Raw genomic sequence first — 14238 nt, forward strand, 5'->3', positions numbered from 1 at the left:
GGTTCGACCGCAGCCGATCTCACTCGTCTTCGCCGTGGCCGAACTGCCCCGAAACGCTCCGAGCGTCGAGCGGCTCGTCGACCGCGGCCGAATCGCTCGCGCCGTCGCCGCTGACCCTCTCGGAATCGTCGAGCGCGTCGTCGAGGCCCCACTCCGCGGCGCGGTCGCGGGCCTCCGACCGCGCCTGCTCGCGGATCGCCTCGATCCGGTCGTCGTCGGCGAGGAAGGCGGCGACGGCGTCGTCGTCGTCCGCGTCGTCGCGGAGGCGGTCGTCGGGCGCTGCCTCGCGGGTCCGCTCGGCGAGGTCGGCGTCGTCGGCCACCTCGGTCGCCGCCGCGTCGGGCGCGACGCGCAGCGCGTCCTCCTCGTGGGCCGCCGCCAGCCCCTCGTCGCCGACGGCGTACAGCTCGACGCGGTACGGGCCGGGGACCGCGAGTTCTGCGAGCGCGTCCGGACCGCCGCTGTCCGTCACCGTGTTGTACGCCAGCACGGGGACGCCGTCCTCGAAGGTGATCACGCCGCGGGCCTCGCCCGACAGCAGGAGCGTCTCTTGGGGAACGAGCGTCGCGTACCCGGTGAGTTCGCGGTCGAGCGCTCGCGACAGCGTCGTCCCCACGTCCGAGACCACGCGCGAGCGCAGGAGGGTCCCCCGCGGGATGGTGAGCGTGGCCGGGTCCGCGGACGACTCCACCGAGTCTCCGCTCATGGCGTGTCGGGGACGACCGCGCTGCGGAACCGGTCCGCCACCGCGTCGCTGTCGCCGTCGCGCACGTCGAGCCGGTCGGCGGCCCGGCGGAAGCGCGCCGCGGCCTCGCTCTCCGGCGCGTGCGCGAGCAGGGGCTTCCCGGCCCGGCGCGCCGCCCGGACCGCGTCGCTCTCGGGGACGTTCGCGAGGACGGGGCCGCCGAAGTGGCGCTCCGCCTGCGCGGCGACGTCGTCGGCCTCGCTGCGGACCTTGTTGAACAGGACGCCGGCGGTCTCCGTACCGTACGAGCGCGCGTACTCCTGGACCTTCAGCCCGTCCGAGAGCGCGGGGATCGTCGGCTCGACGACGATCACGACGCGGTCGGCCAACACAACCGGCAACACGGCCGACTTCGACCCCAGCGCGGCCGGCGAGTCGAGCAGGAGCACGTCGGTGTCGCGCGCGAGTTCCGCCACCACGTCGCGGAGTCGCTCCGGTTCCGCGGCCTCGAAGCCGGCGAGCGAGGTGCCACAGGGGACGACCGAGAGCCCGAAGCGCTCGTAGGTGGCCTCGCTCACGTCCGTCGCGGTCCCCTCGACGAGCAGGTCGTGGAGGGTGACAGTCGCGTCGTCGAGCCCGGCGTGAAAGAGGAGATTCGCCATCCCGGTGTCGGCGTCCACGACCGTCACGTCGTGGTCCTCGGCGAGCGCCATCCCGAGCGCGAGCGTGCTCGTCGTCTTCCCCGTGCCGCCCTTGCCGCTGGCGACCGCGAACGCCTCGACCATACGCCCGCTCTCCGGTCCGCCGGGCTAAAACCTATCCATCGTCGGTCGGGGCGACACCCACACGCCGATCGGTCGCGGTGGCGCGTGCCTGCGAGCGGCCGCCACCGGCGGCCGCGAAGCAGCACCGCGCGAGGGAGTCGGCGGTCCGAAGCGGAGCGGAGGACCGCCGACGAGGTTGGGGAGGCGTGAGGCTGCGGTGCGGGGCGGGATTCGAAGGGGCAGCCGCGAGGCGGACAGAGGCGACGCAAGCACCGCAGGAAGTGAACGGAGTGAACGACCGAGGAGCGCAGCGAGCGTCTGTCCGCCTCGCGGCTGGGGCTTCGGTGGTCACGGTTGAGGAGTCCGATTCATCGAAATCAGCCGCTTATCGGGCTTCGGTGGTCTCGGTCAGCAGGTCGCTTCCGTCAGAGTGCTTTTGCTAGTAGAACGCGAGGTTTCACCATGGTCGAGACCATCTCCGCCGCCGAGTTCCGCGATATGATCGACGCGCGACGGCGCGGCGACCGCTCGTTCGCCCTCGTCGACACGCGCCCGGAGGAGAGCTTCGCGGGGTGGCACGTGGCGGACGCGATCCACTACTTCTACAAGCCGTTCCACGATTTCGACCTCGACGACTTCGAGCGCGAGACGGGTCTCTCGCCCGACGACAGCGTCATCACCCTATGCGCGAAGGGGAAGGCCTCCGACGACTTCGCCGCCGAACTCGACGCGGCGGGGTACGCGGACGTGGTCGTCGTCGACGACGGCATGCGGGGCTGGTCCGCGGTCTACGACCGGACCGCCGTCCCGCTACCCGACGGGTCCGACGCCGCCCCGCCGCTCGATCTCGTTCAGATCCAGCGTCGCGCGAAGGGGTGTCTCGGCTACCTCGTGGTCGGCGGACGCGAGCCGGGATCGGCGGACCACGTGCCCGCTGATTCCGGGAACTCCGACGGCTCCGACCGCGTCGCCGTCGCTGTCGACATCTCCCGACACGTCGACGAGTGGATCGAGGCGGCCGCCGATCTCGACGCGTCGATCGCGGCGGTCCTCGACACGCACGTCCACGCCGACCACCTCTCGGGCGGGCGAGCGCTCGCCGACGAACTCGACGTCCCCTACTACCTGCCCGCCGCGGCCGCCGACCGCGACGTGGCCTCGGAGTTCGAGCCGATCGGGCGCAACGAGACGCTCGACGTCGGCGGCGTCGACCTGAAGGCCCTCGCGACGCCCGGCCACACCGAGGACGGCGCGAGCTACCTCGTCGGCGACGCGGCGGTTCTCACCGGCGACACGCTCTTCACCGACAGCGTCGGGCGGACGGAACTCCAGTTCTCGGCTGGGGGTCAAGAGGACGACGGAGACGCCACAACCGCCGACGCCGCGGCCGCCGCTCGCCGCCTCTACGACTCGCTCCACGAGACGCTGCTCGCCGAACCGGACGACGTCGTCGTCTGCCCCGGCCACTTCGCGGTCGCGAACGACGGGAGCACCGGGGAGGTCGTCCCCGGCGAACCGGTCGTCACGACGGTCGGGACCGCCCGCCGCGAGATCGGGGTCCTCGGACTCGACCGAAAGTCGTTCGTCGAGCGGATTACGCGAACGCTCCCGGAGAAGCCGCCGAACTACGAGTCGGTGATCGCGGCCAATCGGGGCGTCGAGTCGCCGCCCGACGAGACCGCGGCTATCGAACTGGAGCTAGGACCCAACCGCTGTGCGGCCGAGCCGGACGCGTCGTCGACCGCGGACGACTGAACCGGCGGCGGGCAGTTCGAACCGCTACTCGTCGTGGATGAAGACGAGCCGCTTCGATTCCGTGTTGACGAGACAGAGGTCGATCCCGTCGCGGGTCGCGCCGATCTGCTGCCAGCCGTGGTCGCTGACGAACAGCGTCTGGAACACGCCGCGGTCGCAGTCGGGATTCGGACAGCCGACCCCAGCCGCGTTCTTGTAGACGGTGGTCCCGCCGCCGGAACTCTGGCGCACCAGGCCGTCCGTCAGCGACCGGAACTCCTCTGCGGACATCGGACTCTCCGCGTCGTCGTCTGCCATGCGATCGCCTTCGCCGCCGACCGTCTAAAAACCGCCTACCCGTGGCAACTGTTGACACAGAACGTCGCCGCGTTTCACCTCTGTCCGTTCAGTCGACCTCTCGCTTCGCCGTATCGGCGTACGCGTCCGCGAACCGCGTCGGCTCGGGGAGCTTGTACCCCGCACACAGCGCCGCGACGAGATCGGTCGCGGTCGCGGCCGACACGCGGTGGCCGGGACTGACGTACAACGGGTTCACTCGCCTGCTCGTCGGGTACTGGCGCGACTGGAACGCGTGGCCGATCACGGCCCCCGGCTCCGCGGTCGTCACCGACTCGTCGGCGCGGACCGGCGTCCGCCAGCCTTCGGGGCGCTCGTCGGTCGACTCGTCCGGTTCGCCACAGAGGAGGCTCTTCGCGACGCCGATGCTCGGCACGTCGCGGAGGACGCCGACGTGGGTCGCGAGACCGGCCTCGCGGAAGTGGATGCGCCCGGAGCCGTCACAGACCAGCAGGTCCGGGTCGGCGTCGAGCCGGTCGAGCGCGGCCAATATCGGTCCGCCCTCGCGGAACGCGAGCAGGCCGGGGATATAGGGGATCGACAGCGTCGTCGTCGCGCTCGCGTACTCGATGACCTCGCCGTCGCGGAACGCGACCGCGGCGGAGACGGCGGCGTCGGGCGCGTCGTCGCGGTCGGTGAGGAACGCCTGATCGATCCCGACCACGACGGGCGCGTCCGGGTCGTGGTCGTCCCCCGCCCCCGGCCCCGTTCCGAGTCGTTCCTGTGCGCCGTCGCGCGCCGGCGGCAGGCCGTCCGCGAGCGAGGGGGCCTCGTCGACGGCGACCCCGTCGGGCGTCAGGTCGTGGTCGTCGTCGAACGCCGCGGCCGCCGCGATCTCACGCTGGAGGTCCTCCATCTCGTCGCGCGACAGCGATGGGTCCGGCCGGAGGTCGGGCCGCGCGAGGTCCATCAGAACCGCCCGCCGGGACCGCCGGGACCGCGCGGGCCGCCCGCGCCGCCCATCGAGACGCCGCCGGTGCCGCCCGCGGAGCGAGCCACCCCTTCGTTCCGCTTGCCGAACGCGAGTCCGATCGCGAAGCCGATCAGGTGCGCGAGGTGCGCGATACCGCTGGCACTTCCGGCTCCGCCGCTCTGGACGCTCTGGAGCACGAGGACCGCGGAGACGACCGCGATCCCCCACGTGAGGTACTTGATCTTCATCGGGATGACGAAGAAGAGGAGCACCTGCATGTTCGGCCGCCAGACGGTGAGGACGCCGAGGATGGCGAATCCGGCACCGCTGGCACCGAGGATGCCGGCAGACGCGCCCATCCCGATCGCGAAGAGGATGTGGCCGAGACCGGCGAGGACTCCCGACGCGAAGAAGAACGCGACGAACTTCTTCGACCCCACCGCGCGCTCGACGAGGGGACCGAAGAACAGGATCACGATGCTGTTGCCGATGATGTGGAACAGCAGTCCGGGGGAGTGTGACAGCACCGACGTGACCCACGTCCACACGTTACCGAGCGCGTCCGTGTGGAGGACGAACAGGGTCTGGTGGAGCCTCGGGCCGCCGAAGAACAGCGTGATCCACTGCGCGACGAAGGTGACCCACATCGCCAGCAGGATCGCGTACGTCGCGTTGTTGCGGAAGTAGCTCACCAGCCCGCCCGTGCCGGTCGCGCGGTCGATCCGGCGTTTGAACCGGTTCACGACACCGCCGGTGCGGCCGGCAGAAGCGCGGCCACCGCCGGCGCGGCCGCCGCCGCCCACCCTGCCGCCGTCGCCGCTCTCGACGCTCTCGTCGAAGCCGCTGTCGAAGACGCCGCCGGGGTCGTCCCACTCGGCGAGGCCCGGGCAGTCGTGGTTCTCGGGCAGTCGGTGTTCGGCACAGAACGTCTGGCCGCACCGTTTACACTGGTACGGGAGGTTCTCGTACTCCCCGCACACGTCGCACGTCGCCATTGGCGGCACTTACGGCGGCGGTCGTAAAGCGGTTTGGCTCTTTAGATGGTATACGGAGCGACGGTCGGTGGTTGCGGTGGTTTATATGTGGAATTCGCTATCATAGCGGCGAACACCGCCGAAGCCCCAACCGCGAGGCGGGCGTACACTCGCTGTGGTCCTCACTCGGTCGCTACCGCTCCCTCGTTGCGGTCCTTGCGTCGTCTACGCCCGCCTCGCGGTTGCCCCTTCGAGTCCCGTCCCGCAACCGCACAGCACCTCACACCTCCCCAGCCTCGTCAGCGGCTCCCGTTGGTCGCCGCTGACTCCCTCGCGCGGCGCTGCTCGGCCGCGATGCGGCCTCGCAGGCGCGCGCCAACCGCACCGTATCTGCTTATAAACAGTCGCCGCAGCCGCGGATAACGACTTATAAATGAGTCACTCGTCTGTTTCGCCGTCTCCCAGGTCGTCCACGAGCCGCCGGAGCGTCGCGAGCGGGTACTGGCCGGGCGCGGTCGCGTCGGCGGCGTCGACGGGCGCGTAGCCGATCTTCGAGCCGTAGACGGGCGCGACGGCGCGGGTGTGGCGGCCAGCCTCGCCCATACACATCGTCGCGACCCTGTGGCCGGCGGCGGTCGCCTCATGGGTGGCTTCGAGCATGGCGAGCGCGTCTTCGGGGGCGGCGGCGGTCGTCGCCAGCTTCCCTACGTCGCCCTCGCTCGCGGCGTCCGCGAGCAGGTCGACGAGCGCGCCGGGCTCGGGGGTCGACTCGAAGTCGTGGACGGACGCGACCACGTCGACGCCCGCCTCGCGGGCCGCGTCGCGGAGCGCGGTCGCGTGCGACGCCTCGGCGTCGTCCGGGTGCGTCCCGCGCAACGCGGCGAGTTCGACGTCGACCGCGGCCACCGCGTCGCGACCGATCGCGTCCGAGAGCGCGTCGTAGCGCCCGATCCCGTCGGCCTCGCCGCCCTCCCACGACGCCCGGTTCGTGACGAGCAGCGGGAGGTCGCCGTCGTAGCCCGTCAGCTGGTCGAGCGGGGCGTCCGCCAGATCCATCCGGAACTCCACCGCGTCGGCGTGCTCGCGGGCCGCCGGCTCCTCGGAGAGGTCGGCCGTGCTGGCGGCGAGAACGAACTCCTCGAACATACGCGGCCGTTCCGCGGCCGTGGCCTTAGCTGGTCGGGTCGAAACGGGCCGATCGAGAGGGGCGGCGAAAAGCGCGACCGCTTACGCGACGAGGCCGTCCTCGGCCTCCAGCAGCTCGTGGTACCGGTTCCGGATGGTGACCTCGCTGATGTCGGCGACCTCGCTGACGGCGGCCTGCGTCGTCTTCTCGTTCGTCAGCAGCGCGGCGGCGTAGACGGCGGCGGCGGCGAGCCCGACCGGCGACTTGCCGGAGTGGACGCCCTTCTCCTTGGCGTTGCGGAGGAGGCTCTTCGCGCGCATCTCCGACTCCTCGCTCAGTTCGAGGTCGGAGGCGAACCGCGGGACGTACTGCTCGGGGTCGGCGGGCTTCACTTCGAGCTTCAGCTCGCGGACGACGTAGCGGTACGTCCGGGCGATCTCCGCCTTCTCGACGCGGGAGACGTCCGCGATCTCGTCGAGGCTGCGCGGGACGCCGGCCATCCGGGCGGCGGCGTACACGCAGGAGGTCGAGACGCCCTCGATGGAGCGACCGGGGAGCAGGTCCTCGTCGAGCGCGCGGCGGTAGATGACCGAGGCCGTCTCGCGGACGTTGTCCGGCAGGCCCTGCGCGCTCGCCATCCGGTCGATCTCGCCGAGCGCCTGCTTGAGGTTGCGCTCCTTGGAGTCGCGGGTGCGGAAGCGCTCGTTCCACTTACGGAGGCGCTGCATCTTCTGGCGCTGGCGCGCGCCGAGCGACCGGCCGTACGCGTCCTTGTCGCGCCAGTCGATGTTCGTCGACAGCCCCTTGTCGTGCATCGTGTTGGTGGTCGGGGCTCCGACGCGGCTCTTCTCGTCCTTCTCGCGGGAGTCGAACGCGCGCCACTCCGGGCCGCGGTCGACCGAGTCCGCCTCGACGACGAGCCCGCAGTCGCTGCAGACCGTCTCGCCGTGTTCCTCGTCGTTGATGACGTGACCGCCGCACTCCGGGCACTGGAGCGTCTCGTCGGTGTCTTCCGATTCCGTCTCGTTCGTCTCCGTTCGGGAGCGACTCCCCCGTGTGTGTAGTCGTTCACTCATAGCTCGGTTGCCCTCGGAAACTGAAACTGCCCGAGAGCGATCTTAGTTTACCGTCGGCGGAACACAACTTAAAACGACCGGAACGTGTCGCTCGAAACCCGACGAAAGGACACGATCTATCACGCGTTTTCGCCGCTCGCCGGCTCGGCCGCGAAGCGGGCTCGACCGCGGTCGGCCTCGCCGCCTCCCCGTCCGGACCGAAACCGTTGAGACGGTCGCGGTCGGACCGGATCGCATGTCAACGCCCCGCGTCGTCTCGCTCGCCCCGAGCGCGACCGCGACGGTCGCCGCCCTCGGCGCGGCCGACCGGCTCGTCGGCGTCACCGCGCACTGCGATCTCTCGGACGACGCGGCGGCCGGCTCCGCGCACGGCGACGGTCCCGCGACCGTCGTCGGCGGGTGGCTGAACCCCGACCTCGACCGCGTTACCGCCCTCGACCCCGACGTCGTCCTCACGAGCGACGCGCTCCAGAGCGACCTCGCGGACGCCTGTCGCGACCGCGGGCTCGACGTCGCGCACCGCGAGCCGTCGACCCTCGACGACGCCGTCGGCGGGTTCGCCGCCCGCGGGAGCGATGTCGGCCGTCCCGAGGCGGGCGAGCGGCTCGCGGCCGACGCCCGCGACCGACTCGACCGGATCGCCGAGGCGGTCGCCGACCGCCCCCGCCCGACCGTCTACTGCGAGGAGTGGTCCGACCCGCCGATGGCCGCCGGTAACTGGGTCCCCGACGCGGTCCGCGCCGCGGGCGGGCGCTACCCGTTCGTCGACTCGGGCGAGCGCTCCCGCGAGGTCGAGCCCGACGCCGTCGTCGCCGCGGACCCGGATCGCGTCGTCGTCCACGTCTGCGGCCGCGGCGACCGCGTCGACCCCGAAACGGTGGAATCGCGCGACTGGGTCGACGCCCCCGTCAGCGTGATCGACGACTCCCTCCTCAACCAGCCGAGCCCCGCCCTCCTCGACGGCGTCGAGCGGCTGGCGCGGTTGCTCCATCCCGAGGCGTTTTCGGCCGCCGGCGACGACGCCCGTACATGACGACCCTGCGAGTCGGCGTCGGCAGCGGGAACCCGGTGAAGCGGCGCGCGGTCGAACTGGCGCTCGGATCCGCGTCGGACGCGGACCTCCCGGGCGACCCGACGGGCGTCGCGATCGAAGCGGTCCCCGTCGACTCCGGCGTGAGCGAACAGCCGACCGGCCACGCGGAGACCGTCGCGGGCGCGGAGAACCGGGCCGCGGCGGTCCTCGAAGCCGACACCGGATCTCCTTCCGGCTACGACCTCGGCGTCGGCATCGAGGGCGGCGTCGCCGGGTTCGACGGGGTCGACGGCCGCTACCTGATCATGTGGGCGGCGGTGACGGACGGGGACCGCGTCGGTCGCGCCGCCGGGCCGAGCGTCGCGCTCCCGGCGGACGTCGCCGCCCGGATCGACGACGGGGAGGAGCTCGGACCCGTGATGGACGACCGCCTCGGCACGGACGGGGTCGCGACGCGCGGCGGCGCGGCCGGCGCGCTCACCGGCGGTCGCGTCGACCGCGCCGAGGCGCTCGCGGCCGCGGTGAGCGGCGCGCTCGGTCCGTTCGCCTCGTCGCTGTACTGACTCGAACTCCCGCCGAGCGGGTTCGAAGACCGTACCTAAACGCGGGTGTGGGCCGCCGCTCTCCGCCTTCGATTTCGGGAAAAACGCCCGACAGCGCCGTGTTAACCCGGTCTACCAACCGCCTTATGTGGGACGCAGACCTGATCCGTGTATGAGCACTGCCCAACCGGACGCGGTCGCAGCCGAATCGGCCGGCCTCTCCGCGAAGCAGGCCCGCATCCTGCGGTACCTCCGCGAGAACGCGGCCGACCGGACGTACTTCAAGTCGCGGCTGATCGCCGACGACCTCGACCTCTCGGCGAAGGAGGTCGGCGCGAACATGAGCGCCGTGGCCGACGCGGCCACCGAGGTCGACGTCAAGAAGTGGGGCTACTCGTCGGGCACGACGTGGATGATCACGGCCTGATCGGCGACCGATATCGTCGTCGGGTCGACCGCCGACCGGCGACGGCGCGTCACGGATCGTACGCGACCAGCGACGCGGCGTCGTCGGCGAACGCGACCGTCTCGGCGTCGAAGGAGTCCGCGTACCGGACGACGAGGGTGAGCAGCCGCTCCGGCTCCGTCAACGCGTAGCCGTCGCTCCGGTCCAACAACCCCGCCGTCTCCAGATCCGCGGCCGCGGCGCTTATCGTCGGCCGGGAAACACCGAGCGCGCCAGCGAGGTCGGCTCCGGTCGCGTCCGGGTCGCGCAACAGCGCGAGGATCATCCCTCGCGGCGTCTCCCGGCGGAGGTATCCGAGCGCGCGCTTGTCCGTCTCGTCAAAGCGGTCCGCCGGGAAAAAGCGCCGGTAGTCGGCGTCCTTCTCCGACTCGATCGCACCCGATTCCTCGAGTTTCCGGAGGTGATACTGCGCCTCGCCGGTGCCGAGTCGGAGGTCGTCGCGGAGCTTCGAGAAGTGCGCGCCGGGGGTCGTCGGCACGTAGCCGCGGATCGCCTCCCGCGTCTCGTTGGCGTCACCGTCGTCGCTCGCGCTCGCGGTCCCGACGAACGGCGCGGCGGCTCCGACCGCGGCGAACCGCCGGAGCGTCTCGCGTTTCCGTCCGTCGAACCCCTCTGTCACACACGTAGTAGCCTACGGCTCGACAAAAGCACTTCGTTCGGGAATCGGACTGGGACGAAAAGCCGGTGTTCGCGGCGTCTCGCGCCGCGTCAGTTCTCCGTCTCCACTTCTGTGTCCGTCTCCACTTCCGCGGCCGCCTCCTCATCGTCCATCTCTTGGATGACCTCGTCGGCGGACCTGATGCTCGCGCCGGCGTCGCCCGCCTTCACGGCCTCGGCCTCCTTCTCTAACTCCTCGACGTTCATCTCCGCGGACTCCTCGATCTGGCCGAGAATCTCGTCGATGTCGTCGAGGCCGAGCATCTTCCGCGTGTCGGCGTCGAACTCCTTCCCGTCGAGCCCCTCCATCTCCTGAACGTCGGAGCCGGAGAGGGCCTTGCCGTAGCGGCCGACCAGACTGGTCAGCTCCTGCGGGAGGACGAAGGTGGTGGACTCGCCTTTGCCAATCTCCTCTAAGGTCTCCATGCCGCGCTCGATGATGGCGCGTTCGCCCATCGACTCGGCGGAGCGGGCACGGAGGACCGTCGAGATCGCGTCACCCTGCGCTTCGAGGATCTGGGACTGCTTTTCACCCTGCGCGCGGATGATGTTGGACTGCTTGTCACCTTCCGCCTGCTCGACCGCGGAGCGGCGTTCTCCCTGCGCTTCGAGGATCATCGCGCGGCGGCGGCGCTCGGCGGAGGTCTGCTGCTCCATCGCCTGCTGGACGTCCTTCGAGGGGTTGACCTCGCGGACCTCGACGCTCTCGACCCGGATCCCCCACTCGTCGGTGGGTTCGTCCAGTTCTTTCCGGATCTTCGCGTTGATCTCCTGGCGCTTGTTCAGCGTGTCGTCGAGCTCCATGTCGCCCAGCACCGCGCGGAGGGTGGTCTGTGCGAGGTTCGAGACGGCCTTCTTGTAGTCGTCGACCTCTAAGAATGCCTTCTTGGCGTCCATCACCTTGATGTAGACGACCGCGTCGGCGGTCACCGGGGAGTTGTCTCGCGTGATCGCTTCTTGGCGGGGCACGTCCAGCGTCTGGGTCCGCATGTCGAACGGATACGTCCGGGAGACGAACGGCGGGATGAGGTTGATGCCCGGTTCGAGCAGCTTTCGGTACTCGCCGAAGACGGTGAGCGTCTTCTTCTCGTAGGCGTCGACGATCTCGAACGACTGCCAGAGCGTGACGACCACGAGAAGCAGCGCGAGCAGGCCGACGCTCACGAGCTCGAAACCGAGTTGGAGGGGTATCGGATCCATACCTGCGTTTAGGACATCGCACGCTTAATAGTTCGCACGTCGGGGGCCGAATCGCTCCGCAGTCACTCGCTTCCGTCGAAGCGCGCCGCGACGTTCTCCAGCGCCGCGCGAAGCTGTCGCTCGTTGAACCGACGGATCACGGGCGCGCCGACCCTCGTGAGGGCGTTCTCCGGCAGGCCGTACGTCGCGGCGTACGTCAGCTCCGTCCCGCTCTCGACGGGCGCGAGCCGGAGATCGATGGTCCCGGTGAGCCGCCCCCGAAGTTCGAAGACGTGGCGCTCGGGCGGGTCGTGGACCGTCTGGACGATCTCGCCGTCGATCCCCATCCCCGCCATCCGGTAAGTGTACGAGAGGCGCTTCCCGCCGTCCTCCAGCGGTTCGACGTCTCTCACGTCCGTGAGTCCGGGAGTGATAGCCGCGTGGTTCGCCGGGTCGTCGAGGAACGCGAACACGGTCGCGGGGTCGGCCGCGACGAGGATCGTGTCGCTCGCGGCGAACGGGTCGTCGGCCGGGTCGGACGCGTCGTCGCTCGGCTCCTCCGACTCGTCCGGTGGCCCCCAGTTCATTCGCTCGATCGGGGGTCGACGTACGCCTCGACCAGCTTCCGTTCTGCCGCGCGGAGGTGCTGGTGGAACGTCTGCCGGGTGATCCCCATCCGCTCTGCGATCTCCGAGCCGTCGACCGGGCGCGGCCACTCGAAGTAGCCGTTCAGCTCGGCGGTCTTCAGCGCCGCGCGCTGTCGCTCGGTGAGCTGTTCGTCGACCGCCGCCGCGAACTCCGCGACGGTGCGGTCGCGGCTCTCGCGCTCGACGCGCGACCGAAGCTCGACGCCCTCGTACTCGTCGCGGAACACGTCGAGAATCGACCGGACGTCGCGTTCGGGCGGTGCCTCGATCGTGAGCGTCGCCGCGTCCGCGGTGGCGGTCGCCTCGGAGACGACGCCGCCGTGGTCGGCCAACCGCGCGAGCGGCGGCGATTCGGTGACGGTGACGGCGAAGCTGACTGCGTCGGTCGTCTCCGAGACCGGTCGCACTGACCGGACCATCGGCAGGTCCGCCACCTCGTCGAGGTCCACGTCGCCGCCGCCGACTCGGAAGTACAGCTCGCCGGCGTCGTCGTCGAGCCGCGTCGTCCCGAGGTGTTCGACCTCCTTGCCGACCGCGTCGGCGATCCGCGTGAGCGTCGACGACGGGTCGCGGATCTCCACGACGATCTCGGAGACGCGGTCGGTGGTGAGGATCCGCGTCGTCTCGATCGAGTGGAGCCCGTTGGCGATCATCTTCCCGACCGACTCGCACACCTTCCGCTCCCGGCGGTCGAGGACGTCCGCGCCGTTCCCGTAGATCCCCAAGACGCCGTACCGACGCTTCCCGTACGTGAGCGGGACGACGAGCAGTTGCGTCCCGCCGGCAGACGCCGGCGAGAGCGGGCCGCCGTCGCCGCCCTCTATCGATCCGCCCCGGAGCTCCTCCGTCTCGATCGCCTCCCGGACCTCGGCCGGAAGCTCCCCGACGTCGAGGGTCGTTCCCGGTTCGACCGCGACGCCGCTCGCGGCGCTTATCTCGAACTGCCCGGTCGCCGAGGAGACCTCCCCGATCCACGCGCCGGCGTACCCCGGCTCGTCGGCGACGACCTCGCAGACCCGCTCCGGGATGACCTCCGGGTCCCAGTTCTCGACGAGGATCCGGGTGATGTCGCTGAGGAGCCCGTTCACCCGGCCGAGGAGTCTGTCGAGCGCCCGGCGCTCCGTCGCGAGCTTCTCGGCGCGCTCCTCCGCGAGCCGCTCGGCCGCCTTCCGCTCGCTGACGTCATTCTGGAACCCGACGTAGTGGGCCAGATCGCCGTCCTCGTCGTAGACTGGGGCCACCGTCAGCTCGTTCCAGAACGGCGTCCCGTCCCGTCGGTAGTTGCGGACCTCGACGGTCACCTGCTCCTCGTTCCCGATCGCCTCCGCGATCTCCGCGACGGTCTCCGGGTCCGTGCCCGGTCCCTGGAGGAACCGCGGGTTCCGACCGAGAACCTCCTCGATCGGGTAGCCGGTGTGTTCTTTCCACGCGTCGTTGACGTACACGAGCGGGTAGTCGGGGAGGTCCGGGTCGCTGATGCTGATCCCGATCGGCGCGTCCTCGACGGCCCGCGTCACCTCCGCCGCGGACGGCTCGTGGTCGGACACGTCCTGTCGCGGCTCCGAGGCGGGGACGCCGGAGGAGACCGCTGACACGTCGGAGACGAGCTGGTCGATCGACGCCGACCCGTTCTTCTTGAGGAACCGGTTGACGCCGTTCTCGTAGGCCGCCTCCGGGACGCCCTCCTCGTCCGTCTCGGTGAACATCACGACGGGGACGCCGGCGTCCGACTCCTCGATCGCGGTCGCCAACGCGACGCCGTCGTCGCCGGCCAGCGCGTACTCGCTGACGACGCAGTCGTACTCCCCCGTCGTCGCCTTCGCGACGGCGGACGCCGCGGTCTCCGTGCGCGTCACGTCGAACCCCGCGGCATCGAGCGCCGTCTCGATCCGATCGCTCCCCTCATCCGGGTGGACGAGCAGAGCCCGAGCGTTCGCCATACTTGGCACTTCGTGACGATACGGGTTAATGGTTGCCGCTTTCCCGGGAAGTTGGATCCCGGTCCAAGGTCGCGTCCGGGGACGGCGACCCTCCCGATCGCGTCGGCGTCAGGCGCTCGCTTCGACCGCACCCGCCGACGGCCGG

15 protein-coding genes are annotated in these 14238 nt (G+C 70.7%); 4 read left to right on the forward strand and 11 right to left on the reverse strand.

Going from position 1 to position 14238, the window contains the following annotated elements; genetic code table 11:
- Window positions 1-19: 19 nt before the first annotated feature.
- On the reverse strand, window positions 20-706 hold the full coding sequence (locus QOL69_RS12435; RefSeq protein ID WP_283403422.1) for a DUF8054 family protein: 687 nt from the start codon (window positions 704-706) through the stop codon (window positions 20-22).
- The gene (locus QOL69_RS12440; RefSeq protein WP_283403423.1) at window positions 703-1470 is read right to left on the reverse strand and encodes a nucleotide-binding protein; all 768 of its coding nucleotides are present in this window, start codon (window positions 1468-1470) and stop codon (window positions 703-705) included. The genes QOL69_RS12435 and QOL69_RS12440 overlap by 4 nt, the downstream gene beginning before the upstream one ends.
- 441 nt (window positions 1471-1911) lie before the next feature.
- Here QOL69_RS12440 and QOL69_RS12445 point away from each other — a divergent pair, with 441 nt between their 5' ends.
- Window positions 1912-3204 carry an MBL fold metallo-hydrolase gene (locus QOL69_RS12445; protein WP_283403424.1) on the forward strand — a complete coding sequence of 431 codons (1293 nt, stop codon included), beginning with the start codon at window positions 1912-1914 and terminating at the stop codon, window positions 3202-3204.
- Between the two features lie 24 nt (window positions 3205-3228).
- On the opposite strand, the gene QOL69_RS12450 is transcribed toward QOL69_RS12445, so the two are convergent.
- From QOL69_RS12450 to QOL69_RS12470, 5 genes are all read right to left on the reverse strand, one after another.
- Window positions 3229-3501, reverse strand: coding sequence for a DUF7385 family protein (locus QOL69_RS12450; RefSeq protein WP_283403425.1), 273 nt, complete (start codon window positions 3499-3501; stop codon window positions 3229-3231).
- Between the two features lie 88 nt (window positions 3502-3589).
- Window positions 3590-4450: an endonuclease V gene (locus tag QOL69_RS12455; RefSeq protein WP_283403426.1), complete on the reverse strand. Its 861-nt coding sequence runs from the start codon at window positions 4448-4450 to the stop codon at window positions 3590-3592.
- The gene (locus QOL69_RS12460) at window positions 4450-5448 is read right to left on the reverse strand and encodes a rhomboid family intramembrane serine protease (protein ID WP_283403427.1); all 999 of its coding nucleotides are present in this window, start codon (window positions 5446-5448) and stop codon (window positions 4450-4452) included. Before QOL69_RS12460 ends, QOL69_RS12455 begins: the two co-directional genes overlap by 1 nt.
- A gap of 417 nt (window positions 5449-5865) precedes the next feature.
- On the reverse strand, window positions 5866-6573 hold the full coding sequence (locus tag QOL69_RS12465) for a type I 3-dehydroquinate dehydratase (RefSeq protein WP_283403428.1): 708 nt from the start codon (window positions 6571-6573) through the stop codon (window positions 5866-5868).
- Between the two features lie 81 nt (window positions 6574-6654).
- Window positions 6655-7629: a transcription initiation factor IIB gene (locus QOL69_RS12470; RefSeq protein WP_283403429.1), complete on the reverse strand. Its 975-nt coding sequence runs from the start codon at window positions 7627-7629 to the stop codon at window positions 6655-6657.
- A 235-nt stretch (window positions 7630-7864) separates the two neighbouring features.
- On the opposite strand from QOL69_RS12470, the gene QOL69_RS12475 reads away from it, so the two are divergent.
- The 3 genes from QOL69_RS12475 to QOL69_RS12485 all read left to right on the forward strand — a co-directional run bounded on the left by QOL69_RS12475 (window position 7865) and on the right by QOL69_RS12485 (window position 9631).
- A complete protein-coding gene (locus tag QOL69_RS12475; protein ID WP_283403430.1) occupies window positions 7865-8662 on the forward strand; it encodes a cobalamin-binding protein in 798 nt (265 codons plus the stop codon).
- Window positions 8659-9225 (forward strand): DUF84 family protein, encoded by a 567-nt coding sequence (locus tag QOL69_RS12480; protein WP_283403431.1) that lies wholly within the window; start codon window positions 8659-8661, stop codon window positions 9223-9225. The genes QOL69_RS12475 and QOL69_RS12480 overlap by 4 nt, the downstream gene beginning before the upstream one ends.
- Window positions 9226-9376: 151 nt before the next feature.
- Complete coding sequence (locus QOL69_RS12485; protein ID WP_283403432.1) at window positions 9377-9631, forward strand: DUF7123 family protein; 255 nt, start codon at window positions 9377-9379, stop codon at window positions 9629-9631.
- A 49-nt stretch (window positions 9632-9680) separates the two neighbouring features.
- On the opposite strand, the gene QOL69_RS12490 is transcribed toward QOL69_RS12485, so the two are convergent.
- From QOL69_RS12490 to QOL69_RS12505, 4 genes are all read right to left on the reverse strand, one after another.
- The gene (locus QOL69_RS12490; protein ID WP_283403433.1) at window positions 9681-10289 is read right to left on the reverse strand and encodes a winged helix-turn-helix transcriptional regulator; all 609 of its coding nucleotides are present in this window, start codon (window positions 10287-10289) and stop codon (window positions 9681-9683) included.
- Window positions 10290-10378: 89 nt separating this feature from the next.
- Window positions 10379-11527: an SPFH domain-containing protein gene (locus QOL69_RS12495; protein WP_283403434.1), complete on the reverse strand. Its 1149-nt coding sequence runs from the start codon at window positions 11525-11527 to the stop codon at window positions 10379-10381.
- Window positions 11528-11589: 62 nt separating this feature from the next.
- Window positions 11590-12093, reverse strand: a complete 504-nt coding sequence (locus tag QOL69_RS12500; protein WP_283403435.1) for an SRPBCC family protein — start codon at window positions 12091-12093, stop codon at window positions 11590-11592.
- Window positions 12090-14093, reverse strand: a complete 2004-nt coding sequence (locus QOL69_RS12505; RefSeq protein WP_283403436.1) for a bacterio-opsin activator domain-containing protein — start codon at window positions 14091-14093, stop codon at window positions 12090-12092. The genes QOL69_RS12500 and QOL69_RS12505 overlap by 4 nt, the downstream gene beginning before the upstream one ends.
- Window positions 14094-14238: the final 145 nt, after the last annotated feature.

Origin of the sequence: Halorubrum sp. DM2 (genome assembly GCF_901686465.1) — an archaeon.
Taxonomy (GTDB): domain Archaea; phylum Halobacteriota; class Halobacteria; order Halobacteriales; family Haloferacaceae; genus Halorubrum.